This window comes from Acidibrevibacterium fodinaquatile (assembly GCF_003352165.1).
GTDB lineage: Bacteria > Pseudomonadota > Alphaproteobacteria > Acetobacterales > Acetobacteraceae > Acidibrevibacterium > Acidibrevibacterium fodinaquatile.
In genome coordinates this window covers 1,780,810-1,806,880 of record NZ_CP029176.1, presented here as the reverse complement: position 1 = coordinate 1,806,880, position 26,071 = coordinate 1,780,810, and the positions used below count along the sequence as shown (strand labels likewise).

The 26,071-nt window shown below is 66.1% G+C and carries 21 protein-coding genes; 19 read left to right on the top strand and 2 right to left on the bottom strand.

What is annotated here, in order from left to right:
* The first annotated feature begins 1 nt into the window (after position 1).
* The 16 genes from DEF76_RS08655 (at position 2) to lpxA (ending at position 19,052) form a co-directional block, all read left to right on the top strand.
* A complete protein-coding gene (locus DEF76_RS08655) occupies positions 2–1,267 on the top strand; it encodes a lipoprotein-releasing ABC transporter permease subunit (protein ID WP_114911992.1) in 1,266 nt (421 codons plus the stop codon).
* Positions 1,260–1,946: an ABC transporter ATP-binding protein gene (locus tag DEF76_RS08650; protein ID WP_114911991.1), complete on the top strand. Its 687-nt coding sequence runs from the start codon at positions 1,260–1,262 to the stop codon at positions 1,944–1,946. Before DEF76_RS08655 ends, DEF76_RS08650 begins: the two co-directional genes overlap by 8 nt.
* A gap of 98 nt (positions 1,947–2,044) precedes the next feature.
* On the top strand, positions 2,045–5,476 hold the full coding sequence (gene dnaE, locus DEF76_RS08645; protein WP_114911990.1) for a DNA polymerase III subunit alpha: 3,432 nt from the start codon (positions 2,045–2,047) through the stop codon (positions 5,474–5,476).
* Positions 5,477–5,676: 200 nt separating this feature from the next.
* Complete coding sequence (gene rpsB / locus DEF76_RS08640) at positions 5,677–6,456, top strand: 30S ribosomal protein S2 (protein WP_114911989.1); 780 nt, start codon at positions 5,677–5,679, stop codon at positions 6,454–6,456.
* Between the two features lie 45 nt (positions 6,457–6,501).
* The gene (tsf, locus tag DEF76_RS08635) at positions 6,502–7,434 is read left to right on the top strand and encodes a translation elongation factor Ts (RefSeq protein ID WP_114911988.1); all 933 of its coding nucleotides are present in this window, start codon (positions 6,502–6,504) and stop codon (positions 7,432–7,434) included.
* 106 nt (positions 7,435–7,540) lie between these two features.
* Entirely contained in the window at positions 7,541–8,266 is a 726-nt protein-coding gene (pyrH, locus tag DEF76_RS08630) for a UMP kinase (protein WP_114911987.1), read from the top strand.
* 40 nt (positions 8,267–8,306) lie between these two features.
* On the top strand, positions 8,307–8,873 hold the full coding sequence (gene frr, locus DEF76_RS08625) for a ribosome recycling factor (RefSeq protein WP_114911986.1): 567 nt from the start codon (positions 8,307–8,309) through the stop codon (positions 8,871–8,873).
* The gene (gene uppS / locus DEF76_RS08620; RefSeq protein WP_114911985.1) at positions 8,873–9,643 is read left to right on the top strand and encodes a polyprenyl diphosphate synthase; all 771 of its coding nucleotides are present in this window, start codon (positions 8,873–8,875) and stop codon (positions 9,641–9,643) included. The genes frr and uppS overlap by 1 nt, the downstream gene beginning before the upstream one ends.
* Positions 9,627–10,457 carry a phosphatidate cytidylyltransferase gene (locus DEF76_RS08615; protein ID WP_114911984.1) on the top strand — a complete coding sequence of 277 codons (831 nt, stop codon included), beginning with the start codon at positions 9,627–9,629 and terminating at the stop codon, positions 10,455–10,457. The genes uppS and DEF76_RS08615 overlap by 17 nt, the downstream gene beginning before the upstream one ends.
* 77 nt (positions 10,458–10,534) lie before the next feature.
* Positions 10,535–11,674 (top strand): 1-deoxy-D-xylulose-5-phosphate reductoisomerase, encoded by a 1,140-nt coding sequence (gene dxr / locus DEF76_RS08610; protein WP_240319242.1) that lies wholly within the window; start codon positions 10,535–10,537, stop codon positions 11,672–11,674.
* The gene (gene rseP / locus DEF76_RS08605; RefSeq protein WP_114911982.1) at positions 11,674–12,813 is read left to right on the top strand and encodes an RIP metalloprotease RseP; all 1,140 of its coding nucleotides are present in this window, start codon (positions 11,674–11,676) and stop codon (positions 12,811–12,813) included. The genes dxr and rseP overlap by 1 nt, the downstream gene beginning before the upstream one ends.
* 216 nt (positions 12,814–13,029) lie before the next feature.
* Positions 13,030–15,573: an outer membrane protein assembly factor BamA gene (bamA, locus tag DEF76_RS08600; protein WP_162800566.1), complete on the top strand. Its 2,544-nt coding sequence runs from the start codon at positions 13,030–13,032 to the stop codon at positions 15,571–15,573.
* Between the two features lie 6 nt (positions 15,574–15,579).
* Positions 15,580–16,572, top strand: a complete 993-nt coding sequence (locus tag DEF76_RS08595; protein ID WP_240319169.1) for an OmpH family outer membrane protein — start codon at positions 15,580–15,582, stop codon at positions 16,570–16,572.
* A gap of 4 nt (positions 16,573–16,576) precedes the next feature.
* Positions 16,577–17,671 carry a UDP-3-O-(3-hydroxymyristoyl)glucosamine N-acyltransferase gene (gene lpxD / locus DEF76_RS08590; protein ID WP_114911980.1) on the top strand — a complete coding sequence of 365 codons (1,095 nt, stop codon included), beginning with the start codon at positions 16,577–16,579 and terminating at the stop codon, positions 17,669–17,671.
* Positions 17,672–17,793: 122 nt separating this feature from the next.
* Positions 17,794–18,240, top strand: a complete 447-nt coding sequence (gene fabZ / locus DEF76_RS08585) for a 3-hydroxyacyl-ACP dehydratase FabZ (protein ID WP_408842835.1) — start codon at positions 17,794–17,796, stop codon at positions 18,238–18,240.
* Positions 18,237–19,052 (top strand): acyl-ACP--UDP-N-acetylglucosamine O-acyltransferase, encoded by an 816-nt coding sequence (gene lpxA, locus DEF76_RS08580; protein ID WP_114911978.1) that lies wholly within the window; start codon positions 18,237–18,239, stop codon positions 19,050–19,052. Before fabZ ends, lpxA begins: the two co-directional genes overlap by 4 nt.
* Before the next feature lie 59 nt (positions 19,053–19,111).
* On the opposite strand, the gene DEF76_RS08575 is transcribed toward lpxA, so the two are convergent.
* On the bottom strand, positions 19,112–19,687 hold the full coding sequence (locus DEF76_RS08575) for a cupin domain-containing protein (protein WP_205216152.1): 576 nt from the start codon (positions 19,685–19,687) through the stop codon (positions 19,112–19,114).
* A gap of 236 nt (positions 19,688–19,923) precedes the next feature.
* Here DEF76_RS08575 and DEF76_RS08570 point away from each other — a divergent pair, with 236 nt between their 5' ends.
* Positions 19,924–22,143, top strand: coding sequence for a putative bifunctional diguanylate cyclase/phosphodiesterase (locus DEF76_RS08570; protein WP_114911977.1), 2,220 nt, complete (start codon positions 19,924–19,926; stop codon positions 22,141–22,143).
* Positions 22,144–22,315: 172 nt separating this feature from the next.
* On the opposite strand, the gene asnB is transcribed toward DEF76_RS08570, so the two are convergent.
* Positions 22,316–24,061, bottom strand: coding sequence for an asparagine synthase (glutamine-hydrolyzing) (asnB, locus tag DEF76_RS08565; protein ID WP_114911976.1), 1,746 nt, complete (start codon positions 24,059–24,061; stop codon positions 22,316–22,318).
* A gap of 82 nt (positions 24,062–24,143) precedes the next feature.
* Between asnB and DEF76_RS08560 the strand changes: the two genes are divergently transcribed.
* Positions 24,144–25,037, top strand: coding sequence for a glycosyltransferase family 9 protein (locus DEF76_RS08560; RefSeq protein ID WP_114911975.1), 894 nt, complete (start codon positions 24,144–24,146; stop codon positions 25,035–25,037).
* Positions 25,034–26,071, top strand: coding sequence for a glycosyltransferase (locus DEF76_RS08555; protein ID WP_240319166.1), 1,038 nt, complete (start codon positions 25,034–25,036; stop codon positions 26,069–26,071). Before DEF76_RS08560 ends, DEF76_RS08555 begins: the two co-directional genes overlap by 4 nt.

Genomic DNA, 26,071 nt, shown 5'->3' with positions numbered 1-26,071 from the left:
CATGTTCAACGCGTTCGAGCGGGCGGTTGCCGGCCGCTATCTTCGCGCCCGCCGTGGCGAGCGTTTTGTGTCCGTCATCGCCGGGTTTTCCTTGATCGGCATCGCGCTTGGGGTTGCGACCTTGATCATCGTGATGAGCGTGATGGGTGGGTTCAAGGTCGATCTGCTCAACCGCATTCTCGGCCTCAATGGTCATCTCGGGATCTATGCGATTGATGGCGAAGGGCCGGCGCGTGGTCTTGCCGATTACACGGCGCTCACCAAGCGGATCGCGGCGATCCCCGATGTCACCTTGGCGATTCCGGTGGTGGATGGCCAGGCCCTGGTCTCAAGCCCGCGCGGCGCCGCAACCGGCGGCCTCATTCGCGGCATTCGCAAGGAGGATCTCCTGGCGCTGCGTGCGGTCAGCGATCATCTTGTGGAGGGCTCGCTCACTGATTTCACACCAGGTGATGCGATCGCGATCGGCGTCGGCATGGCGCGGCGCCTTGGGCTTTCGGTCGGCGACACGCTCACGCTGATCTCGCCGCAAGGGGCGGCAACGGCGTTCGGCACCGTCCCGCGCATCCGCGCCTATCGCGTGGTTGCGATTTTTCAAGTTGGCATGAACGAATATGATCAGGCGTATGCTTTCTTGCCGCTCACCGATGCGCAGGTGTTTTTCCAAGAACCTGACCGCGCGAGCGAGATCGAGGTGCGTGTCAATGATCCGCTTGCGGTCGGCGCCGTCGTCCGCGCGATCCGCGCAACCCTCGGTGATACACCGGTTCACATCATCGATTGGCAGCACAGCAACGATAGTTTCTTTGCCGCCGTCGAGGTCGAACAGAACGTGATGTTCCTGATCCTGACGCTGATCATCTTGGTCGCGGCGTTTAATGTCATTTCCTCACTGATCATGATGGTCAAGGACAAGACACGCGACATCGCCGTCTTGCGCACGTTGGGCGCGCCGCGTGGCGCGGTGATGCGGATTTTTCTGATGTGCGGCGCCTCTGTCGGCGTTGCCGGGACGCTGATCGGCACGCTGCTCGGCGTGGTTTTCTGTCTCAATATCACGACGCTGCAACATTGGGTCGAAAGCATCACCGGGGTTTCGGTGTTCAATCCGGAAGTCTATTATCTCGCGCATCTGCCGGCGCGGCTCGACTGGCGCGAAGTCACCGAGATCATCGTCATGGCGTTGGCGCTTTCGCTGCTCGCGACGCTTTACCCGAGTTGGCGCGCGGCGCGCACCGATCCGATCGAGGCGTTGCGGCATGAATGATCCGAACATCGCGCTTGCGATGACGGGTGTCGCGCGCGTCTTTCAAACCGAGGCCGGGCCGCTGCCGGTTCTCCGCAGTGTCGATCTCACGCTTGCCGCCGGCGAGATCGTCGCCCTGGTCGCGCCGTCGGGTTCGGGCAAATCAACGCTTTTGCATCTCGCCGGGTTGCTCGAAAAACCCGATGAAGGCGAGATTTTCATCGCCGGGCGCGCCGCCGGCCGGCTCAGCGATAGCGAACGCAGCGCGATCCGCGGCGACACTATCGGTTTCGTCTATCAGTTTCATCATCTGCTCAGCGAGTTCACAGCGCTCGAAAACGTCGTTCTGCCGCAGATGATCAGGGGCCGCGCGCGTCGCGCCGCCGCAAGCCACGCCGGTGATTTGCTCCATGCGCTCGGTCTCGGCGCGCGGCTGCATCACCTTCCGGGAAAACTTTCCGGCGGCGAGCAGCAGCGGGTCGCGATTGCGCGCGCCCTTGCCAATGCGCCACGGATCTTGCTCGCCGACGAGCCGACCGGCAATCTCGACGTCGCAACCGCCGAGATCGTGTTCGCAACCCTCCTCGATGTGGTTCGCGCGCACGGCGTTGCGGCGCTGATCGCAACCCATAATCCCGATCTCGCGGCGCGCATGGATCGCCGCGTGACGCTGATCGAGGGGCGACTCGTGTCCATGTAAGACAGGGAAAGGGTTCTTTTTTGAAAAAAGAACCAAAAAACTTTCCCCCGCTGCGGCAATGCCTTCGGCACCGCCGCTGCAAGAACGATGGTGATACTATGACACATGCGGATTTCGTTCATCTCCGGGTCCATTCCGCCTATTCGCTGAGCGAAGGAGCGATCAAAGCGGAAAAGATCGCCGAGAGCGCGCGCGCTTTGGCGATGCCGGCGGTTGCGATCACCGATAGCGGCAATCTTTTCGGGGCATTGGAATTCAGCGGCGCTTGCGCAAAAGCCGGCGTGCAGCCAATCATCGGCTGTCAGCTCAATCTCGCCCGCGCCGACCAGCCGCGCCTTGCCCCCGATCCGATCGTGCTGCTTGCACAAAACGCGGCGGGATTGGCCAATCTCCAACGTCTTTCGTCTCTCGGCTTTTTGGCCCCCGAGCCGGGCGCAAAGCCGCAATTGTCGCTCAGCGACATCGCCGCCCATGCCGAGGGTTTGATTTTGCTTACGGGCGGCACGACGGGGCCGCTCGCCCGGCTCCTCGCCGAGGGGCAGCGCGATGCCGCGGCGGCACTTCTCGCGGCGATCAACGAGGCTTTTCCCGATCGCACGGTGGTTGAACTCCATCGCCACGGGCTTGCGCTCGAACGCGCGATCGAGCCCGGACTGATCGCGCTCGCCGATGACGCTGGCCTACCGCTGGTTGCGACCAATGATTGCTTTTTTGTCGATGAAACCATGTTCGAGGCGCATGACGCATTGCTCTGCATCGCCGAGGGCCGCATGCTTGCGGAAACCGAACGCCGGCGCGTCTCGCGTGAGCATTGGTTCAAGAATGCTGGCGCGATGCGGTTGCTCTTCGCCGATCTTCCCGAAGCCTGTGACAATACCCTCGCGATTGCGCGGCGCTGCGCGGTCATGGCGGAAAGCCGCAAGCCGATGCTGCCGGTGTTTCCGAAAATCGCCTCTGGCACCAGCGAGGAAGAGACCTTGCGGGCGATGGCGCGAGCCGGGCTTAATGCGCGTCTTGCGGCGGCGGGTATCGATGCGGGGCAAGCCAAACAATACCATGAGCGGCTCGCCTACGAGCTCGACGTGATCGCCAAGATGGGATTTCCTGGCTATTTCCTGATCGTTGCGGATTTCATTCAATGGGCCAAGGCGCAGGGCATCCCGGTCGGGCCCGGGCGCGGCTCGGGCGCGGGGTCGGTGGTTGCCTGGGCGCTGACCATCACCGATCTCGACCCGCTTCGCTTCGGCCTTTTGTTCGAGCGCTTTCTCAACCCAGAACGCGTTTCGATGCCGGATTTCGACATCGATTTTTGCCAACATCGTCGCGACGAGGTGATCGCCTATGTGCGCTCGGAATATGGCGCCGATCGCGTCGCGCAGATTATCACGTTCGGTAAATTGCAAGCCCGCGCCGTGGTTCGTGACGTCGGTCGGGTGCTCGGTCTCCCCTATGGCCAGGTCAACAAGATCGCCGAACTGATCCCGAACAATCCCGCCAAACCGGTGACGCTCGCGCAGGCGATCGCCGGCGAACCACGTTTGCAGGCGGCGCGCGCGGACGATGAGGCGATCGCGCGTCTTCTGGAGATCGCGCTCCAGCTCGAAGGACTTTATCGCCACGCCAGCACCCATGCCGCCGGCATCGTCATCGGCGATCGCCCGCTGATCGATCTCGTGCCGCTTTATCGTGACCCACGCTCGGAATTTCTCGTCACGCAATATTCGATGAAATATGTCGAGCAGGCGGGACTGGTGAAATTCGATTTTCTCGGTCTCACGACCCTCACCATCCTGAAGCGTGCGGTGGATTTTCTGGCAGAGCAAGGCGACGTCGTCGATCTCGCGCATTTGCCGCTCGATGATGCGAAAACCTATGAGATGCTCGCCCGCGGCGAGGCTGGTGGCGTGTTCCAGTTCGAAAGCCAAGGCATGCGCGATGTCTTGCGCCAGATGCGGCCCGACCGCTTCGAGGATCTGATCGCCGCCGTCGCCCTCTATCGCCCCGGCCCGATGGCCAATATCCCGGCCTATTGCCAGCGAAAACACGGCGAGAAATGGGCGCCGCCGCACCCCGATCTCGCCGATATCCTCGGCGAGACCTACGGGATCATGGTCTATCAGGAGCAGGTGATGCAGATCGCCCAGCGCCTTGCCGGCTATAGCCTCGGCGCCGCCGATCTTCTTCGCCGCGCCATGGGCAAGAAGATCCGCGCCGAGATGGAGGCGCAGCGACGGATTTTTCTCGAAGGCGCCGCAGCGCGCGGGATCGAGGCCGCGAAAGCCGGCGAAATCTTCGATCTGATGGAAAAATTCGCGGATTACGGCTTCAACAAATCGCACGCCGCGGCCTATGCCCTGGTCGCCTATCAGACCGCCTGGATGCGCGCCAATCACCCAACCGCCTTCATCGCCGCCTGCATGAGCCTTGCCATCAACAATACAGACAAGCTCGCGGCACTGCGCCAGGAGGCACGCGCCCTCGGCATCAAAGTGCTGGCGCCCGACATCAACCGCTCCGGCGCCGATTTCACGCTCGAGCGCGGCGACGATGGCAAACTCGCGATCCGCTATGCGCTGGCGGCGGTAAAAAAAGTCGGCGAGGCGGCGATGGCAACCCTGGTCGCAGCCCGCGGCGACCGCCCGTTCGTCGATTTCGCCGATTTCGCAGCGCGCATCGATGCCCGCGCGCTCAACCGGATGCAGCTTGAGAATCTCGCCAAGGCCGGCGCCTTCGACAGTCTCGACGAAAATCGCGCCCGCGTCTTCGCCAGCGCCGAAACCCTGCTCCGCCGTGCCCAGGCCGCGGCCGAGGAGCGCGAAAGCGGCCAGGCGGCGTTGTTCGGCGGTGACGGCCGGCGCGAGGCGCTGCGTCTCGCCGATGTCGCGCCCTGGCCGCTGATGGAGCGGCTCGGCTATGAAGCCGAGGCGGTCGGGTTTCACATCACCGCCCATCCGCTCGACGCCTATGCCGCGACATTGCCGCGGCTCGGCGTCATCCCGAGCAGCGCGATTGCGTCCCGCGCGGCGGCGGGGATCGGCCGCGTGCGGCTCGCCGGGACGCTGATCAGCGTCAAGGAACGCCCCACCCGCACCGGGAGCCGCATGGCCTGGGCGCGCCTCTCCGATGCCGGGGGGTCGTTCGAAATCACGCTCTTCAGTGAGACGCTGGCCCGCGCCCGCGATCTCTTGCAGCCCGGGGCGAGCCTGCTTGCGATCGTCGATCTCCGCCTCGAAGGCGACACGCTGCGCTTGACCGCACAAGAGATCACCGCCCTCGATGCCGCCGCGGCGACGGTCGCAAGCGGCATCCGGGTCTGGCTTCGCGATGGCGGTGGTTTGGCGCAAATCCGCGATCTCTTGGGCCGCGAGCGCGGCGGCAAGAGCCGGGTGCGGCTGGTGCCGCGCCTGCCGGAGACCGAGCAAGAGGTCGAGATCACCCTGCCGGGCGGCTTCCATGTGACCCCGGTCTTGGCGCAGACGCTGATGCTGCTGCCAGGGGTCGAGCGCGTCGAACAAGTCGCCGGGGGGTGAGTAATGACCGCCGTCCGGCTTGCATCGTCGAGAAATTTCGGGCATAGCGCCGGCGCCGGCGGAAGTCGGTAATTCGCACGCGTGGCGCCTTTCCCGGTTTTGGCCGGGTTCCGGTGGGTGGTGTCGATGGATGAGTGCCATCGGTCGCCGCCCCTTCGGCCGCGCGGAGGGTCAACCGGACACGGAAAGGAGATCGCCCGATGGCGATGCCGCAATTTACCATGCGTCAGCTTCTCGAAGCCGGCGTTCATTTCGGCCACCACACGCGGCGCTGGAACCCGCGCATGGCGCCGTTCCTGTTTGGCGTGCGCAACCAGGTCCACATCATCGACCTGCAGCAGAGCGTGCCGCTGCTCGACCGTGCCTTGCGCGCCATCCGTGATGTCGTTGCTGGCGGCGGGCGGGTTTTGTTCGTCGGCACTAAGCGCGCGGCGGCGGAGTATGTCGCCGAGGCGGCCAAGCGCTGCGGCCAGTATTACGTCAATCATCGCTGGCTTGGCGGCACCCTGACCAATTGGAAGACCATCACCGCGAGCATTAAGCGGCTCCGCCAGATCGAGGATCAGCTCGCCGGCGACACCCGCGGCCTGACCAAGAAAGAGGTGCTCAACCTTACCCGCACCCGCGACAAGCTCGAACGCGCGCTCGGCGGCATCAAGGAGATGGGCGGGCTGCCGGATATCTTGTTTGTCATCGACACCAACAAGGAAAAGCTCGCCGTCGAGGAAGCGACCAAGCTCGGCATCCCGGTGGTCGCGGTGCTCGACAGCAACTCCGACCCGAGCGGCATCACCTACCCGATCCCCGGCAATGATGACGCGGTGCGGGCGATCTCGCTATATTGCGATCTCGTCACCGCCGCGGTGCTGGATGGCATCAGCGCCGAGATGGCGGCCTCTGGCGCCGATATCGGCGCCGCCGAGAGCCTGCCGCCGGAGATCGTCGCCGAGAGCGAGACCGGCGAGCATCTATCCGCCTGAGCCCCGCAAGCTGCCCCGCCCGAACGACTGAACGGAGAGACCGACATGGCCGAGATCACCGCCGCACTGGTCAAGGATCTGCGCGAGAAGACCGGCGCTGGCATGATGGACTGCAAGAAGGCGCTTGGCGAGACCGGCGGCGATCTGGAAGCCGCGATCGACTGGCTGCGGAAAAAGGGGCTTGCCCAGGCGGCGAAGAAATCCGGCCGCGTCGCCGCCGAGGGGCTGATCGGTATTGCCTCCGTCCCCGCCAAAGCGGCGATGGTCGAGGTCAATGCCGAGACCGATTTTGTCGCCCGCAACGAGCAGTTCCAGGCTTTTGTCAGCGAGGTCGCGAAGATCGCGCTCCATGTCGGCGAAGATGTCGCCGCGATCAATGCCGCCCCCTTCCCCGGCACCGGGCGCAGCGTCGCCGAGGAGCTGACCCATCTGGTTGCGACCATCGGCGAGAATATGACCATCCGCCGCGCCCGCGTGCTCGCGGTGCCCCAGGGGGTGGTTGCAAGCTATGTCCATGCCGCCCTCAAGCCCGGCCTTGGCAAGATCGGGGTGCTCGTCGCGCTCGAGGGCAATAGCGAGGCGCAGGCGCTGGAGACGCTCGGGCGGCAGGTCGGTATGCATATCGCGGCGGCGCGGCCGGAGGCGGTCGACATCAATGGGGTCGACCCCTCGGCGCTGGCGCGCGAGCGCAACGTGCTCGCCGAACAAGCCCGCGCTTCGGGCAAGCCCGAGGCGATCATCGAGAAAATGGTCGAGGGCCGCATCCGCAAATACTATGAGGAAGTGGTGTTGCTCGAGCAGGTCTGGGTGCATGATGGCGAAAGCCGGGTGCGCGCCGTGCTCGCGAAAGCCGGCGCCAAAGCCGCCGGTTTCGCCCGCTTTCAGCTCGGCGAAGGGATCGAGCGCCAGGGCAGTGATTTCGCCGCCGAGGTCGCCGCCGCCGCCGGAGCAGCCAGCGAGGGCGCGAAGGCGTCTTGACCACCCTCGGTCGCGCCGCCCCGCACTGGGGGCGGGTGACCAGCCTCTTGTTCAAGCCCGGTTCGCCCGGTAGTTTCTTCTGCGCGTGGCAAAGCGATCTTCAGTCATGACCGAGCGGCATCCCTATCGGCGCGTGCTTTTAAAAGTGTCCGGCGAGGCGCTGATGGGCACGCGCGAATACGGCATCGGCCCGGAAACCGTGCAGCGCATCGCAGCCGACATCGGCGATGTCGTTGCCATGGGGGTGCAGGTCTGCCTCGTCATCGGCGGCGGTAACATCTTCCGCGGGGTTTCCGGCGCGGCCGGCGGGATGGACCGCGCCCAGGCCGACTACATGGGCATGTTGGCGACCGTGATTAACGCGCTGGCCCTCCAGAACGCGCTGGAAAAGCTCGGGGTTGCAACGCGGGTGCAATCGGCGATTCCAATGGCTTCGGTCTGCGAGCCCTATATCCGCCGCCGCGCCCAGCGCCACATGGAAAAAGGCCGGGTGGTGATTTTCGCCGCCGGCACCGGCAACCCGTTTTTCACAACCGACACCGCGGCCGCGCTGCGCGCCGCCGAGATGCGCTGCGATGCCTTGCTCAAGGGCACCCAGGTCGATGGCGTCTATTCCGCCGACCCGCGCAAGGTCGCCGACGCCGAACGCTATCACGAACTCAGCTATCACGACGTTCTGGCGCGCGATCTCGCAGTAATGGATGCCGCCGCGATCAGCCTCGCGCGTGAGAACAAGCTGCCGATCGTGGTGTTCAACATCCACGCCGCCGGCGCCTTCGCCCGCGTCATGCGCGGCGAGGGGCGGTTCACCACCATCATCGAAACCCAATAAGCAACGCCGCGCGACCTCGGGCGAGCAAGGGGGACATCACATGCCGGCCGATCTCACCACGCTGAAGCAGGATCTCACCCGCCGGATGGAAAGCGCGATCGAAACGCTCAAGCGCGAATTTGCTGGGCTGCGTACTGGCCGCGCCAGTCCCGGGCTTCTTGAGCCGGTGCGGGTTGAGGCCTATGGCAGCGAGATGCCGCTCGCCCAGGTCGGCACCATCGGTGTCCCCGAGCCACGCATGATCACCGTCCAGGTCTGGGACCGGAGTCTGGTCGGCGCCGTCGAGCGCGCCATCCGCGATGCCGGGCTCGGGCTCAACCCGTCGTCCGACGGGCAATTGGTCAGAGTGCCGATCCCGATCCTGACCGAGGAGCGGCGCACCGAACTCGCCAAAGCCGCTGGCCGCTATGCCGAGGGCAGCCGGGTCGCGGTGCGCGGCGTGCGGCGTGACGGCATGGACCAGATCAAGGCGTTCGAGAAGAAGCATGACATCAGCGAGGACGACGCCGCCGACTGGTCCAGCGAGGTTCAGAAGCTCACCGATCACTTCATCAAGCGGATCGACGAGCTGCTGGCCGAGAAGGAAAAGGATATCCGGCAAATCTGATGTCGTCCCTCCCGGCCATTACGGCGCCCGCAAGCAACGCCGCAAGCGATAGGGTGCCGATCGCAAATCCGCCGCCTTGCCATGTCGCGATCATCATGGACGGCAATGGTCGCTGGGCGCAGGCGCGCAGCCTGCCGCGTATCGCCGGCCACCGCGCCGGCGCCCGTGCCGTCCGGCGCACCATCGAGGCGGCGCTGGCCCATAAGGTCGGCTGGCTCACGCTTTATGCCTTCAGCAGCGAGAATTGGCGCCGCCCGCGCGACGAAGTGAGCGATCTCACCGCCCTGCTCCGCCACTACATCAAGAGCGAAATCGCCGAGCTGGCGGCAAATGGCGTGCGTCTCCGGTTCATCGGTGAGGCTGGGCGGTTCGCGCCAGATATCCAAGCGAGCCTCGCCGATGCCGAGCGGATGACGGCGGCCAATACCCGGCTCAACCTCACCATCGCCCTCTCCTATGGCGGGCGCGCCGAGATCATCGCGGCCGCCAAGCTGATCGCGCGCGCCGTCGCCGCTGGCGAGATCACCCCCGGCGACCTCGACGAGGCGGAATTCTCGCGCCGGCTGTTCACCGCCGACATGCCCGATCCCGATCTCATCATCCGCACCAGCGGCGAGCGGCGGCTCTCCAATTTCCTGCTCTGGCAGGCGGCCTATGCCGAGTTGATTTTCCTCAACGTGCTATGGCCGGATTTCGGCGCCACCCATTTCGCCGAGGCTTTGGCCGATTACGCCGGCCGGGAACGCCGATTCGGTGCCCGCCCGGCCTGACCGCCCGGCCGGGCGTGAACGCGCCGCCGGGCCGTGGGGCGATCTCGGGATCCGGGTGCTCTCGGCGGCGGTGCTGGTGCCGCTCGCGCTCGCCGCGATCTGGTTCGGCGCGATACCTTTCGTCGCGCTGGTCGGGCTCGGCGCGGTCGGGCTCGGCGCCGAATGGGTCATGCTCTGCCATGAAAGCTGGCGCCATCCGGCGGGATGGCTGGTGATCGCGAGCCTTGCCCTGACCGTGCCGGCGGCCGGTGACGTCTCGGCCGCGAGCGGCCTTGCCGTTGCGCTCGTCGGCGCGGCGCTCACGTTCCTGTGGCGGCGGCGGTGTCTCGCGGGCGGCCTCGTTTACATCGCGCTGGCGATGGTCGCGCTGGTTTGGCTCCGCGCCGATCAGGCCGCCGGCCGCGGCAACACGCTCTTTCTCATGCTGACCGTGTGGGCGAGCGATGTCGGTGCCTATCTCGCCGGCCGGCTGATCGGCGGGGCGAAGCTCGCGCCGCTGATTTCGCCGGGCAAGACCTGGTCGGGGGCCGCGGGCGGCCTGGTCGCCGCGATCGCGATCGGCGCCGGCGCGGCGGGATTAGGCGGTGGCACTTGGTGGCATGGCGCCCTGGTCGCGGCCTTGCTCGGAGTCATTGCGCAAGGCGGCGATTTGTTCGAAAGTTTCTTGAAGCGCCGCTTCGGGGTCAAGGATTCGAGCCATCTGATCCCCGGCCACGGCGGGCTTTTGGACCGGCTCGATGGTGTTTTGACGGCGGCGCCGATGGCGGCGGCGCTGGCCCTGATCCTCGGCAGAGGAGTTTTGCTTTGGATGTGACCGCCGATCTCGCCACCGCCACACCGCGCGCCGCAAGCCGCCCATCGCACCCGGCGCGCCGGGATGGCGCCAAAACCGTGACCGTGCTCGGCAGCACCGGCAGCGTCGGCACCCAGACCCTGTCGCTGCTCGAGGATCGCGCGCGATTTGCGATCAAGGCGCTGGTCGCCGGGCGCAATGCCGCCCTGCTCGCGCAACAAGCGCGCGCCCATGGCGCCGAATGGGCGGTGATCGCCGATGAAACGCAATACCAGACGCTGCGCGAGGCGCTCGCCGGCAGTGCTGTGCGGGCCGCCGCTGGCCGGCAGGCGGTGATCGAGGCGGCAGCGCTCGCCGTCGATTGGACGATGGCGGCGATCACCGGTGCCGCCGGCCTCGCGCCGACGCTGGCCGCGATTGGCGCAAGCCGCGCCGTCGCGCTCGCCAACAAGGAAGCGCTGGTCTGCGCCGGCGACGTCATGCTCGCGGCTGTCGCCGCGTCCGGCGCGACCCTGCTTCCGGTCGATTCCGAACATAACGCAGTGTTTCAGGCACTCGCTGACGGCAATCGCGCGAGTCTCGAGAAAATCATCCTGACCGCGTCCGGCGGCCCGTTCCGCACCGCATCAAACGCCGAGATGGCGGCGGCAACGCCGGAGGCGGCGCTCCGCCACCCGGTCTGGTCGATGGGCGCCAAGATCAGCATCGACAGCGCGACACTGATGAACAAGGGTCTCGAAGTCATCGAGGCGGCACGGCTATTCGAACTCGACGAGAGCCGGATCGAGGTGCTGGTCCACCCGCAATCGGTGATCCACGGCATGGCCTGCTTCGCCGATGGCAGCGTCATCGCGCAGCTCGGCTCGCCGGATATGCGCGTCCCGATCGCGCACGCGCTGGCGTGGCCGGCGCGCATGGCGACGGCGGCGCCAAGGCTCGATCTCGCGGCCATTGCCCGGCTCGATTTCGCGCCCCCCGATGACGCGCGCTTTCCCGCCCTCGCGCTTGCCCGCGCCGCCTTGCGCGCCGGCGGCGGCGCCCCCACCTTGCTTAATGCCGCCAACGAAGTCGCGGTCGCCGCGTTTCTCGCCCGCCGCATCGGGTTTCTCGACATCGCCGCCCTGGTTGCGCGCGTGATGGATCGGCTCGGGACGCCGCCGGCGGCCGATCTCGCGTCAGTCATCGCCCTCGATGCGCAGGCGCGGCGTCTGGCCGAAACCCTGATCGGAGCCGCCTGATGTTATCCTTGCTGCCGTCCCTCCTCCATGGCTCGCTCCTTCCGAGCACGCTCCGCTCATTGGCCGCGTTCGCCATCGTGCTCGGCGTGCTGGTGTTTTTCCATGAGCTCGGTCATTACCTCGCGGCGCGCTGGCGGGGCGTGCATGTCGAGACGTTTTCGATCGGCTTTGGGCGCAAGATCTTCGGCTGGCGCGATCGTCACGGCACCGAATGGCGCATCGCTTGGCTGCCGCTCGGCGGCTTCGTCAAGCTGCATGGCCAGGAACAGCCCGAGGAGGTGAGCGAGGAGACCAAGGCGGCGTGGATCGCCGGGCGCACCTTTCACGAAAAGCCGGTGATCTCGCGGGCGATCGTCGTTGCTGCCGGGCCGATCGCCAATTTCGTCCTTGCGTTCGTGCTGTTTGCGGCGCTGTTCGCGGTCGCGGGCCGGCCCGTCGTGGAGCCGGTGGTCGGCGAGGTGATGGCGGGATCGGCGGCGGCGAAAGCCGGGCTCGTCCCTGGCGATCGCATCCTCGCGATCGACGGCGCGCCGGTCGCACGGTTTCTCGATCTCCAGCGCATCATCACCGCCCATCCCGCGACCACGCTCGACCTCACCCTCCTGCGCGACGGCGCGAGCCGGCATCTCGCGGTGACGACGGGCAGCCACCTCGTCGATGGCCGCGAGGCCGGGCTTCTCGGCATTGCCGGCGGCAGCGTGCGCTATGAGCGCCTGTCGCTGCCCGGCGCGGTGGCGGCGGGGGCGAGCGAGACCTGGCTGGTGCTGACCGAGACGGTTGATGGCGTCTGGCAGATGGTGATCGGCCAACGCGGCACCGATGACCTCGGCGGCCCGCTTCGCATCGCGCAGCTCTCCGGCCAAGTCGCGGCGACCGGATTCGCCAATCTGGTCTCGTTCATCGCCGTGCTCTCGATCAATCTCGGCCTTGTCAATCTCTTCCCGATCCCGGTCCTCGATGGCGGGCATCTGCTGTTTTATCTCGCCGAGGCGATCATCGGGCGGCCGCTTCCCAAGCGCGCCCAGGATTATGGCTTCCGCGCCGGCATAGCCTTGCTCGTCGGGCTGTTCGTTTTTGCGACCTGGAACGATCTCGCCCATCTCGGGATTTTCCGCTGGGTTGCCCACCTCGCCGGCTGAGAGGCTGTGGCGCGCGCGCGCAGTTTTGCAGAATTTGCCGCCTGGGTTGCCGTTATTGCGATATTTTCGTCAATGATTTCAATTGGAAACCCGTCAACCCGGTCTTCTTGCGTGAAAACTCGCGATCTGGTGATCTAAGGGTAGCCTCACGCTTTCGGGGCCGCTATTCTCCGCCCGCCGTGCAGGGTGCGGTGACAGCGATAGGAAGACCGGATTTTGAAAATCGCGCGTGCCGCACGTTTCGCGAGCGCTTGCTTGTTGGCGGCTATGCTGGCCGGCCAGACTTGGCTTGCCGCCCCGGCGGCTGCGCAAGACTCTGCCGTTCCGGGGCCGGTGGCGCCGCCCATTGCCGCGCCGCCGGCCGAGAAGCCCCCCGAGAAAGCCACGTCTCCGGCGGCAAATCCGGCGCCCGAGGCCGCGGAGCCGCCGCCGGTGATCGTCCATCCGGTCAATCCGCATGATCTCATTCAATCGATCGTCGTCCAGGGCAATAAACGCATCGAGACCGGCACCGTGCTCTCCTACATGGTGCTCCAGCCCGGCGATCCCTTCGATGTCGACCGCATGGACCGCAGTCTCAAAACTCTGTACGCAACCGGCCTGTTCTCCGACGTCAATATCCGCCGCGAGGGCAATAACCTCGTCGTCAGCGTGACGGAAAACCCGCTGGTCAACCGGGTCGCCTTCGAAGGCAACAAAAAACTCACCGACGACCAGCTCAAGGGCGCGATCCAGCTTCGGCAAAATGCCGTGTTCACCGCGACCGAGGCCCAGGCGGATCGCAAGAAGCTGCTCGATCTCTACGCCCAGAACGGCAAATTTGCCGCCTCCATCGTCGCCCAGATCATCAAGCAGCCGGAAAACCGGGTCGACGTCGTCTTCAAGATCGACGAGGGGCCGACCTCGCTGATCAGCCGCGTCGCCTTCGTCGGCAATCATGCGTTCAGCTCGGGGACTCTGCTCAATGTCATCAGCAGTCGCGAGCACCAATGGTGGCTGTTCCTCTCCTCCTCGGACACCTACGCCCCCGAGCGCATCGCTTATGACAAGGAACTGCTGCGCAAATTCTATCTCAAGAACGGCTATGCCGATTTCGCGGTGACCGGCGCGAACGCCGAATTATCGCCCGATCGGCAGGCATTTTTCCTCACCTTCACCCTGCATGAGGGCGATCGCTACAAGGTCGCGAAAATCACCGTCGATTCGCGCTTTCCGAAAATCTCCGGCGACTCGCTGCTACCCGACGTCAGGCTCCGCCCCGGCGATTATTACAACGGCAATGCGGTTGAGGATTCGGTCAAAGCGATCTCGGCCGATGTGCAATCGCGCGGCGAGCCCTTCGTCGAGGTCAAGCCCCGCATCTCGCGTGATGAGAAGGCGCACACCGTCGCTCTGATCTTCGATGTCGATTCCGGACCGCGTGTCTATGTCGAACGCATCGACATCGTCGGCAATAACCGCACCGAGGATCAAGTGATCCGCCGCCAATTCACCTTCGCCGAGGGTGACGCCTTCAGCCAGGACAAGCTGACGGCAACCCAGCAGAATCTCAAAGGGCTGAATTTCTTCGACAACGTCAATGTCACCAACGCGCCCGGTTCATCGCCTGACCAGACGATCGTGACCGCGCAAGTGCAAGACAAGCCAACCGGCTCGCTCAGCCTCGGCGGCGGCTATTCGACCGATATCGGCCCCTTGCTCAATGTCGGCGTCTCGGAAAATAATTTTCTTGGCACCGGCATGAGCGCCGGCGTCAACGCCATCATCGCCGAGCTTGAGACCTCGGAAAGCATCAATTTCACCGACCCCTATTTTCTCGGCGATAATCTGCTCGCCGGGATCAACCTCTTCCATGTCGATAATAACTTCGCCTATTTCGCGGAATACAGCGAACGCCGCACCGGCGCGGCAATCAATATCGCCTATCAGTTCAACGACCATTTCCGCCAGAGTTGGACCTATACCTACGCCAATCGCGAGGTCTATAACGTTTATACTGGCGCAAGCTATTACATCCAGGATCAGGCGGGACAATCCATCCTGTCGCAATTCGGGCAGGTTTTCACCATGGATTATCGCGACAACCCGGTCGATCCGCATAGCGGCTTCGTGGTTCGCGCCGGCACCGATTATGCCGGGCCGGCTCTCGGCGGCCAGGCGGATTTCGATCGCGTCCACCTCGATGCCCAGCAAATCCTGCCGCTCGATTTCCTCACCGGCAACAACCAATGGGCGCTCTCTTTCATCCAGAGCGGCGGCTATATCCACTCCCTCAACGGTCAACCAACCTTCCTCGAAGACCGGTTTTATCTCGGCGGGCAGAATTTGCGCGGCTTCCTCGATGGCGGTGTCGGCCCGCATGATCCCTATACCGGTGACAGCCTGGGCGGCAATCTGATGTGGACGGCCTCGACCGAACTCTGGTTCCCGCTCCCGGTCTCACCCGATCTTGGCTTGTCAGGCCGTATTTTCACCGATATGGGCGCATTGAGCGGGCTGCAGGAAGCAGGGACAGCCCATGCCCTCGTCCCGGTCGCCGCGGACGGAGGTTTCCAAACAGGCAGGACGGTTAACTTCCGTGGACAGGTTTTGAACTCGCAGATGTGGACGAATGACGGCTCGATCCGCTTGAGCGCCGGCGTTGGTCTGACCTGGAACAGCCCGTTCGGCTTGATCAATCTCGATATCGGTGAGCCTATCATCATGTACAAATATGATATGACCGAACTTTTCCGCGTCGGCTTTGGCACGAGGTTCTGAAACAGAATGCGTTACGCTGCTTCCGCGCTCGCCCTCGCGAGTGCCGCTCTCCTCATGCCGCTCGTCCCCGCGCGCGCGCAGCAGGCTCCGCAACAATCGCCGCAATGGTTCGTGCCCGGCCAGCAGCAGCAGAAGGCGCCGCCGCGCACCAATCCGCATGCAACGCCGCAAGCCGCCCCCACCCCCGGCCCCGAGGCGGCACAGACCCCGCAGCCGGCCGGCCCACCGCCGCCGCAAATGCAGTTGCAATTGCCGCCGGTGCCGCAATTGCCCCCCTTGCCCAAGGGGTCGGCGCCGCCGGCGGCGGTGATCGGCGTGCTCGGCGTGCCCGAGGTGATGCGTGCCTCGACCGCGGCGCAAGAGGTCGAACGCACCATCGGCGGCCGTCGCGCCAAGCTCAACCAAGACGCCCAAAAAGAGCAGGCGGCCTGGCGCGACATGCAGCAGGCGCTGGTCAATGATCGCGCCAAGCTCAAGCCGGATCAGATCCGCGCCCGCGAACGCGCCTTGCAGGACCGCATCACCACCGCCCAGCGCCAGTTCCGCGATCGCAACCGGATCATCCAGGAAGAAGGTCAATACGCCCTCGGCCAGATCGAGCAGACTCTGATCGCGGTCATCCGCCAGGTCTCGGAAAGCCGCGGCATGAACCTCGTGTTGCACCGCCAGCAGGTCGCGCTCAACGTCAACGAATTCGACATCACCGCCCAGGTCGCCGATGAACTCAACAAGATCCTGCCGCATGTGATCATCCCCGCCGAAGGACAGGAGCCACCGATGGTGCCGGTCAAGCCGCCAGGTGCCCCGGCGGCCGCGGGCGCAACGCCACCCGCCGGCACCCCGGCTGCCGCGACGCCGACCGCCGGCGCCCCGGCAGCCGGCACGACGTCGGCGAATGCCCCGCCAACGCCAACGCCAAGTGCCGGCGCCCCGGCGCCGGCGGTCTCGGTGACCACGGCGCCACCCGCCGCGAGCCCGCCCGCGGCCGGCGACAAGTAAGGCCATGGTGTCGGAAATCGCCGGCGATCCGCGGTTTTTCCGGCGCGCCGGGCCGTTCGACATCGCCGCCATCGCCGCCGCCGGAGACGCTAAGGTCGAAGGACACGCCGCGAGCGCGATCGCGGCACGGCTTTTTACGGGGATCGCGCCGCTGCAAAATGCCGGGCCGGCGGAGGTCAGCTTTCTCGATAATCGCCGCTATGTCGGCCTGCTCGGCACGACCAGGGCCGGCGCGGTGATCATCCATCCCGACTTGGCGAGCGCGGTGCCATCGGGCGCCGTCGCCCTCATCACCCCCGACCCCTATCTCGCCTGGGCGCGGGTTGCGTCGCTCTTTCACCCGCTCCCGCCGGCGGTGCCGGGGGTCGCGCCGAGCGCTGTCATCGACCCCACCGCGCGGATCGACGCTACCGCGGAAATCGGGCCGCTCGCGGTGATCGGCGCCGGCGCCGAGATCGCAGCCGGTTGCCGGATCGGACCGCTCGCGGTGATTGGTGCCGGCGTCTCCCTCGGCCGCGATTGCCGGATCGGCGCTCATGTCAGTATCAGCCACGCCCTGATCGGGGCGCGAGTCGCGATTTATCCCGGCGCCCGCATCGGCCAGGACGGTTTCGGCTTCGCCGTCACCGAGAGCGGTTTCGTCTCGGTGCCACAGATCGGCCGGGTGATCATCGAGGATGATGTCGAGATCGGCGCCAACACCACGATCGACCGCGGCTCCGTCGCCGACACCGTCATCGGCGCCGGCTCGCGGCTCGACAATCTGGTGCAGGTCGGGCACAACGTGCGCATTGGTCGTGCTTGCGTTATCGTCGCGCAGGCCGGTATTTCGGGCTCGACGGTGCTCGAGGATTTCGTGATGGCGGGCGGTCAAGCCGGTTTGATCGGCCATTTGCACATCGGTCGCAAGGCGCGTATCGGCGCCCAGGCCGGGGTGATGGCGGATGTCGCGGCCGGAGCCAGTGTCGTCGGCAGCCCGGCGCAGCCGGTCTCGACCTTTTTCCGTGAGGTCGCGACTCTGCGCCGCCTCGCCAAGACCGGCAAGCGTAAAACGGCCCGCACTGACGCCGAGAGCAGTGCTGCGGAGACCGAAACGTGACGGTCGCGCGTTGAGCCACTCTCCGCCGCTGGTGGAGCGATACGAGGGAAACGGATAGAGAAACGCCCATGGATGCAGGTTTGAAGGAAAATACGGCGGTGGCCGAGGCGGCGTCCCGGGGGATGGTGATCGATATTGCCGGGATCATGCGCGCGATCCCGCATCGTTACCCGTTCCTTCTCATCGACCGTGTGATCGAGCTGTTTCCGAATGTCTCGGCGATCGGGATCAAGAACGTCACCGCCAATGAAGCGTTCTTCCAGGGGCATTTCCCCGGCCGGCCGGTGATGCCCGGGGTTCTGATCATCGAAAGCATGGCGCAGACCGCGGCGGTTCTGGTGGTGGGAACGCTGGGGCCGGAGGAGGCTGGCAAGCTGGTCTATTTCATGTCCGTCGAAGGCGCCAAATTCCGCCGCCCGGTTGGCCCCGGCGATCAGCTCCGCATCCATGTCGAGAAGCAGCGTAACCGCGGCAATGTCTGGAAATTCGCGGCGGTCGCGCGGGTTGACGGGGTGACCGTCGCCGAGGCGACCTTTACCGCGATGATCATGGACCAGCGCGCGGCGTGAGCGGCATTCATCCCCGCGCGCTGGTCGCTTCCGGCGCCGAGATCGGCGACGGGGTCGAAATCGGTCCCTGGTGCTCGGTGGGCGCCGGCGTCGTCATCGAGGACGGGGCCAGGCTGGTTTCGCATGTGGTGGTCGAAGGCAGGACACGGATTGGCGCCGGCGCAATTCTTTATCCGTTTTGCACGGTCGGCCTCCCGCCCCAAGATCTCAAATATCGCGGCGAAGCGACCGAGACGGTGATCGGCGCGCGCACCCAGATTCGCGAGCATTGCACCATCCATCGTGGCACCGTGACCGGCACCGGCATCACCCGCGTCGGCGCTGATTGCCTGCTGATGGCGGTCGCCCATGTCGCGCATGACTGCGCCATCGGCGACGGGGTGATCATCGCCAACAACGTGGTGATGGGTGGGCATGTCGAGATCGGTGACGGGGCGGTGATCGGCGGCGCCGCGGCGTTGCATCAATTCGTGCGCATCGGCCGCGGCGCGATGGTCGGCGGCGTCTCCGGCGTCGAGGCCGATGTCATCCCGTTCGGCAGCGTGATCGGCAACCGCGCCCGGCTCGCCGGCCTCAATCTCGTCAAGCTCAAGCGCGCCGGCGTGCCGCGGGCCGAAATCCACCGCCTGCGCCGCGCTTTCCGCATCCTGTTCGGCCCCGAGGGCGGCGTCTTCGCCGCGCGTGTCGCGGACGTGCGGGCCGCCTATGGTGAGGACGGGCTGGTTGCGGAAATCCTCGCTTTCATCGACGCGCCGAGCCACCGCGGCCTGATTCGCGCCGCCATCGGCGCCGAAAGCGACAACGATGTCTAACGGGGGCGCCTGACGGGGACGCCTGACGGAACGCGGCCGGGCGGGGGCCAGGCCGCGGCTTACACCGCCCGCCAGCCCGGCTTGTTGGGATCAAGCCATTTCAGCCCGCCCGGCCCGAGGCCGCAGAGCGCGATCACCGCCGGCTCCTTCATCCCGCGTTTGACACCGTCATAATGCGGTGTGCCGGCGACGCGGCGGACGAAGCTCCCGGCTGGCGCCGCGACCGTCTGGTCGGGGTCGAAATCGGCACCGCTATTGATCATCCAGGTGCCCGAGAGAACGACGCAGAGCCGATCGGTGAGATAGGTGTGCGGCGCGCTCATGTAGCCGGGATACCATTTTATGAGTACCAAATAGAGCCCGGGTTCGGTGCTCGCGCCCCAGAGGGGCGCCATCTCGACCGAACGCGGCGGAAACCCTGGCTGCGGCTGAAACGCGATCTGCTCTGGCAGGCGCAGGATGGTTTCGCTCGGGTCGATCGGGCTCGCGGCGGCGCTGTCCGCCAACATCACCGGGAGCGCAGCCAGCAGCGGCGCCAGCAGCAAAGCGCGCCGGCCGGGGGGCGCGCCTTGGGGAGTGGTCGATGACTCGGCGAAAATCTTGGGCGTGGTGTCGCCTGGCAGAGCGTTGGTCATGGCGCGGCGTGCCTCCTCTGGGGCTTGGTGATTTTTTGCGCGCGGCATTGCCGGGGCGGCTCGCAATTGCGTATTTTCACGAGAATTTGATCCCCCTGTCTCCTGCCGGACAGCCGATATGCGAAGAATTCCGTCTGAGTCCCTATCGGATTTCTCAATCCATGCCAAGGTTATCCGTTAACCTTTCCGGGCACTCGACGGTCTACCATGACAAAATGGCATAGTCGGGAGGTGGCATGCGCTGGCTCATCGCGGGGGTGACATCGGATCGCGATCTGCTGCTCTCCGGCCTTTCGCTCGCGATCTCGATTGCGCTCTGCCCGCTCGCGCTGGTGATGTTCTTTCGCGCCATGGCAAGCCATGGCCGGCGGCGGCTCGCCTGGCTCCTGGCGGCGGCGACCGCGTGTGGCACTGGCATTTGGGGTATCGCGCTGCTCAGCCACGTCGTGTTCACCTCGGCGACGCGGCTCGCGGATGCGCCGTGGCTGCTCGGGCTGTCGCTCGTCGAAGCGGTCACCGGCACGCTCGGCGCATTCTCGCTTTGGAGCCGCTCGCGCGGGCAGCCTTCCTTTATCATGCTCGGCGGCGCGATGCTGGCGCTTGCGGTGGTCGCGATGCATTTCACCGGCCTCGCCGCCTCTCCCTCCTTGGCCGCGGCGGCTGGCAACACTGTCGATCTGCCGGGTTTCGTGCAGATCCTCATTGTGCTCGGCGGTGTCGCGCTGCTGATCGTGTTGCTTGGCGCCGTCGTCACCGTGGTCGATGTCCGCTTCGTGCTTCGCCGTGCCGAGGAAGCACAGCGGCTGCGCCAACTCGCTGATTCCGCATTCGAAGGGCTGCTCATCCATCGCGACGGCATCATCCTCGATGTCAACACCGCCCTCACCGCTATCGTCGGGCAGCCCCGGGAAGCCCTGATCGGTGGCCATGTTCTTGATTTCGTCTCACTTTCTTCGCAGTCCCTGGTTCGCGAACGCCTCGCGACGAAGCCAAACCGGGTCGACGAGTTCGAAATCGTGCTTCCCGATGGCACGCGCCGCATCGCCGAAGTGCTGTCGCGCCCGATCCTGCATGGCGGCCAACCGGCGACGGTCGCCGCCATTCGCGACATTTCCGAGCGCAAGCAGGCGCAAGCGCGAATCGAGCACCTCGCCCGCCATGACCCGCTGACCGGGCTTCCCAATCGCGTGAAATTCCTCGGCCTGCTCAAGGATTTCCTGGCCCGCGCCGACGAATCCGGCGCTTTCGTCGGCCTTCTTCTCCTCGATATCGACCGGTTCAAATTCGTCAATGGCCTCTATGGCCATGATATCGGCGATGGGTTGCTGCGCATCGTCGCGCGGCGTCTCGTGGCACTGGTGCGACAAGACACAAAGGGCGAAGGGCACGTGGCGCGGCTCGGCGGCGATGAATTCGCGATCGCCCTGCCGCCCGGGCGTCAAGGCAGCGTTGCCGTCACGATGGCCGCGGCGCTGCGAGCGTCCCTCGCCGAGCCGTTCGAGATTTCTGGCCAGTCGGTGCAGATCAACGCGCGGATCGGCATCGCCCTCGCGCCGCAGCACGGCCAAACCGTCACCGCGCTGATGAGCAGCGCAGATACCGCGCTGTTTTGGGCCAAGCGTGACGAACGGACCTCGATCCGCATTTTCGAGCCGGCCATGGAAAGCGAATTGCGGGTGCGCCGGAGAATGGAACGCGATCTTCACCTCGCCGTGCAAAATCGTGCTTTCAAGCTCCATTATCAGCCGATCTACGCGGTCGATGGCCAAACCCTGCGCGGGTTCGAGGCGTTGCTCCGCTGGTTTCAGAAGGATCGTGGCTGGACGGCGCCGAGCCGCTTCATCCCGTTGGCCGAGGAAAGTGGCCTGATCGGCGCGATCGGCCGCCAAGTTCTGGAAACCGCCTGCGCCGAGGCCGCCAATTGGCCGGACGCGCTTTACGTCGCGGTCAATCTCTCGCCGGTGCAGTTCCGGGCCGATGATCTCGTCGGCACCGTGACCGAAACTCTTGCCCGCACTCGGCTCGCGCCGGAACGGCTCGAACTCGAACTCACGGAAGGCGTGCTGATCGATGATACCGAACGCGCACGGGCGCAGCTCGTTGCGCTCAAGGCGCTTGGCGTCGGCCTCGTCCTCGATGATTTCGGCACCGGCTATTCCAGTCTCAGCTATCTTGGCCGTTTCCCCTTCGACAAATTGAAGATCGATCGCGCCTTCGTCTCGCGCCTCGCCGACGATGCCGACGCGGCGACGATCGTTCGCGCGATTTCGGCGCTGGCCCAGGGCCTCGGCCTCTCGGTGACCGCCGAAGGAGTGGAAACCACAGCGCAGATCGACCTGCTGCGCGCCGTCCACTGCACCGAACTGCAAGGGTTTCTGCTCGGCCGGCCGGTACCCGCAAGCGCCATCACCCGCCTCATTCGCCGGCAGCGGAAAACAACCTCCAGCGCGGCCTAGAGCAAGGTAGGTTTTGATTGAACCATCCTGTTCAATCAAAACCAGACAACTTGCTCGCCAAAATAGGTTTAGAGGCCGGGAAAGGAAAGAGGTTCTTTTTTGAAAAAAAGAACCAAAAAACTTTTATCCCGGAAACTTTTATTCCATTGGGGATCGATAGACCGAAACAGGATTATCCCGCCCGGCTGGCCGCTGCCAAAACCGCCTCGACATCGCCATCGGGGGGAATGCCAAGCAAGTGATGCGCGTGCCAGAGAGCATAAAACAGCAAGCTCCACGTCATCTGGCCGTCGCCCGTGGCAAAGACCGCAGCCACCGCCTCGCGGCCGGCAAAAGCGGCGATGCCGGGGCTGGCCGCGACCAGGGGAGCGAGGCGCGCACCCTGGGCCGCGATCCAGCGCGACACGGGCGGCTTGAAGCCGCGTTTGCGGGCAAACGGCCGCGCTTGCGGCAAGCGTTCGGCAAGCCAGCGTCGCAGCAGCAATTTGCCGAGCCGCCAGCTCACTTTGCTGGCGTCAGGGAGGGCAAAGGCGAAAGCGGCGACGTCGGGGTCGATGAACGGCGTCCTCCCCTCGACGCCATGCGCCATCAGGCAGCGATCGAGTTTGATCAGCAAATCATTGGGCAGCCATTCGGCGCAATCGAGCGCCTGCAGCGCCTGGAGCGGATTGCGCCCTGCCGCTTCGCGCTGCTCGGCGGCAGTGAACCCGTCACGCCAACCGGAGAGATCAAGACCGGGGATGCCGTCGAGCACACCACGCTGGCGCGCCGGGCGCTGAAAAAACCGCCAGGGGATGACGGCACGGCGATAGCGGCCATAGCCGGCGAACATCTCGTCGCCGCCCTCGCCGCACAGCGTCACCTTGAGCTGGCCCGCGGCGGCGCGGCCGAGGAACCAGGTGGGCAGGGCCGCGGCGTCGGTGGTTGGGTCGTCGAGGCAGGCGGCGATACGCGGCGCGGCGGCCCAGAAATCGGCTTCCGTCATGACGATGCGCTCTGCCCGAGCGCCGACCGCGCGGGCAACCGCCAGCGCCGCCTCGCTTTCGTCATCGGCGTCGGCCCCGTCATAGCCGATGGTGATCGCCTGCACCCGCTCGCCGCTGATCCGGTGCATGAGCCAGAGCAGGCTTGCACTGTCGATCCCGCCGGAGAGAAAAAGGCCATAGGGCACGTCTGAGCGCAGATGCAGGGCGACACTCTCGCCGAGCACGCGATCGAGATCGGCAAGCGTCGCGGCGCGGATCACGGGCCGCGCCGGCAGCCGCGCCAATTGCCGGCGCGCGACGATTTGCCCCGCCTCGATCACCAGCGTCTCGCCTGGCAGAACGCGGCGAATCCCGGGGAAGATGGTCGCGGCCCCGGTGGTGAATTTGAGCTGCAGCAATTCCGCCCGCCGGGCCGGATCGATCTCGGCGCGCACGAGGCCGGCGCGGAGCAGCGCTTGCGGTTCGGAGGCGAAAGCGAACCCGGCGGCGGTCTCGACATAGTAAAGCGGCTTGATGCCGAACGGATCGCGCGCGAGGATGATCCGCCCAGCGCCCGGATCATAGAGCGCCAACGCATACATGCCACGCAAATGGGCGGCGAAATCGAGGCCGTGCGCGGCATAGAGAAAGAGAATCGGCTCGCAATCCGAATGGGTGCGAAACGGGCTCGCCGGCATCGCCGCGCGCAAGGCGGGGTCGTTATAAATCTCGCCGTTGGCGACGAGCACGAGGCCATCGGGGCCATAGAGCGGCTGATCGCCGGTCTCAAGATCGATAATGGCGAGGCGGCGATGGACGAGGGCGACCGGGCCGGCGACATGGCGCCCCTCCCCGTCCGGGCCGCGATGGCCGAGCGCTGCCGCGAGCGCATCCAGAACCTCGGGGTCCGGCTCGCGCCCGTCGCGCCTCATCACGCCCGCGATCCCGCACATACCCCTCTCCGCTGCCGTCTCGCGGCGGGGTATACCGCGCTTGCGCGCCCATCGCCAGGACGTGCTAGGAAATGCCCCGATCATGCGGATTTTGTTCGTGACCTCGAACCGGGTGGGCGATGCGGTGCTCTCGACCGGGCTTCTCGATCATTTGCTCAAGACGTACCCTGCGGCGAATTTCACCGTCGCCTGCGGGCCGGCGGCGGCGGAGCTGTTTTTTCGCATGCCGCGCTGCGAGCAGGTGATCGCTTTCGAAAAGCGCCGCTTCGGTCGCCACTGGCTCGGGCTCTGGGCGAAACTCGTGGGACGGGTCTGGGATCTGGTGGTCGATAATCGCGGCTCGGCGCTCGGCTATTGCCTCGCCGCCCGCGCCCGCGCCGGCCTTCGCCACCGGGATGGGCCGAAAATCGCCGAGATCGGCGCCATTCTCGGCCTCGATCCGCCGCCGCTGCCGGTCGTCTGGACGGCGCCGGCGGACGACGCCAAGGCCGCCGCCTTGCTGCCGGCGGGGGCGCCGGTGATCGCGCTCGCCCCGACCGCCAACTGGTCGGGCAAGATCTGGCCGGCCGAGCGTTTCGCAGCGCTCTTTCGCGCCCTTGCCACGAGCACACTCCCTGGCGCCCGCGCCGCCGTGTTCGCCGGCCCCGGCGCCGCCGAACGGGCGCTTGCCGCGCCACTTCTCGCGCGGCTTCCCGACGCCATCGATCTTTGCGGCCGTCTCACCCTCTATGAAGCCGCCGCCTGTCTCGCTCGTGCTGCGCTTTTCATCGGCAATGACAGTGGCCTCATGCATCTCGCCGCCGCCGCCGGCGCGCCGACGCTCGGCCTCTTCGGCCCGACCCCCGCCGCGATCTATGCACCCGTCGGTCGCCGTGCCGCCGCTGTCATCGCGCCGGTGCCGCGGATGGACGCGCTTGCGCTCGCCCAAGTCCACGACGCGGCGCGGTCGCTGCTCGCCGGCGAGACCGTGGCGTGAGTGAAGAGCACGCCGCGGGGCAGGTAAGAGTCGCTCACGTCATCGCCGGGGCGGCGATGGGGGGGGCTGAGCTGTTTTTCGAGCGGCTCTGTCTCGCCCAGCACGCCGCCGGCGATGCGGTGTTGCCGGTCGTCAAGCGCGATGCGGCGCGCGCGGCGCGGCTGGCCGCCGGCGGGCTGGCGCCGGTCGAACTTGATTTTGGCCATATCGTCGATGTCTGGACCAAATGGCGCCTCGCCCGCCATCTTCGCCGCTTCGCGCCCCGCGTCGTGGTAAGTTGGATGAGCCGCGCCACCAGCCATACCCCGCGCGGCGATTATGTCCTGCTCGGGCGGCTCGGGGGGTTTTATAATCTCGCCCATTTCCGCCATTGCGACCATCTGATCGGCAACACTCGCGGCCTCGTCGCCTGGATGCGGGCCCGCGGCTGGCCGCAAGCGCGGACACATTATTTGCCGAACTTCGTCGCCGACCAGTCCGGCGGCGTTCCGGCGGCCTTCGCGGGCGATGGTGCGCTGCTGCTCGGGCTCGGCCGGCTGCATACCGAAAAGGGCTTCGACATAATGCTGCGCGCTTTGCCGGCCTTGCCCGGCGTGCGGCTGGTGCTCGCCGGCGACGGGCCGGAGCGCGGGGCGCTGATGCGGCTCGCGGCAGGGCTCGGCGTCAGCGAACGGGTGGTCTTCGCCGGCTGGCGGCAGGATATCGCCGCCTTGCTGGCCGCGGCCGATGTGCTGGTCTGCCCCTCGCGCTGCGAGCCGCTCGGCAATGTCATTCTGGAGGCGTGGTCGGCGGCGCGGCCAGTGGTCGCGAGCGCGGTCGAGGGGCCGAGCGAGCTGATCACCGATGGCGTTGACGGGGCGCTGTTTCCTTCCGAAAACCCGGAGGCTCTGGCGCGGGTGCTGGCGGCCCTTCTGGCGGCGCCTGAGCGCGCCCGCGCCATGGCCGCGGCCGGGCGGCAACGCTTCCTCGACGAATTCGCCCAACAAGCGGTGTTGCGCCAATGGCGGGATTTCCTGAGAACGGTTGAACGGTGA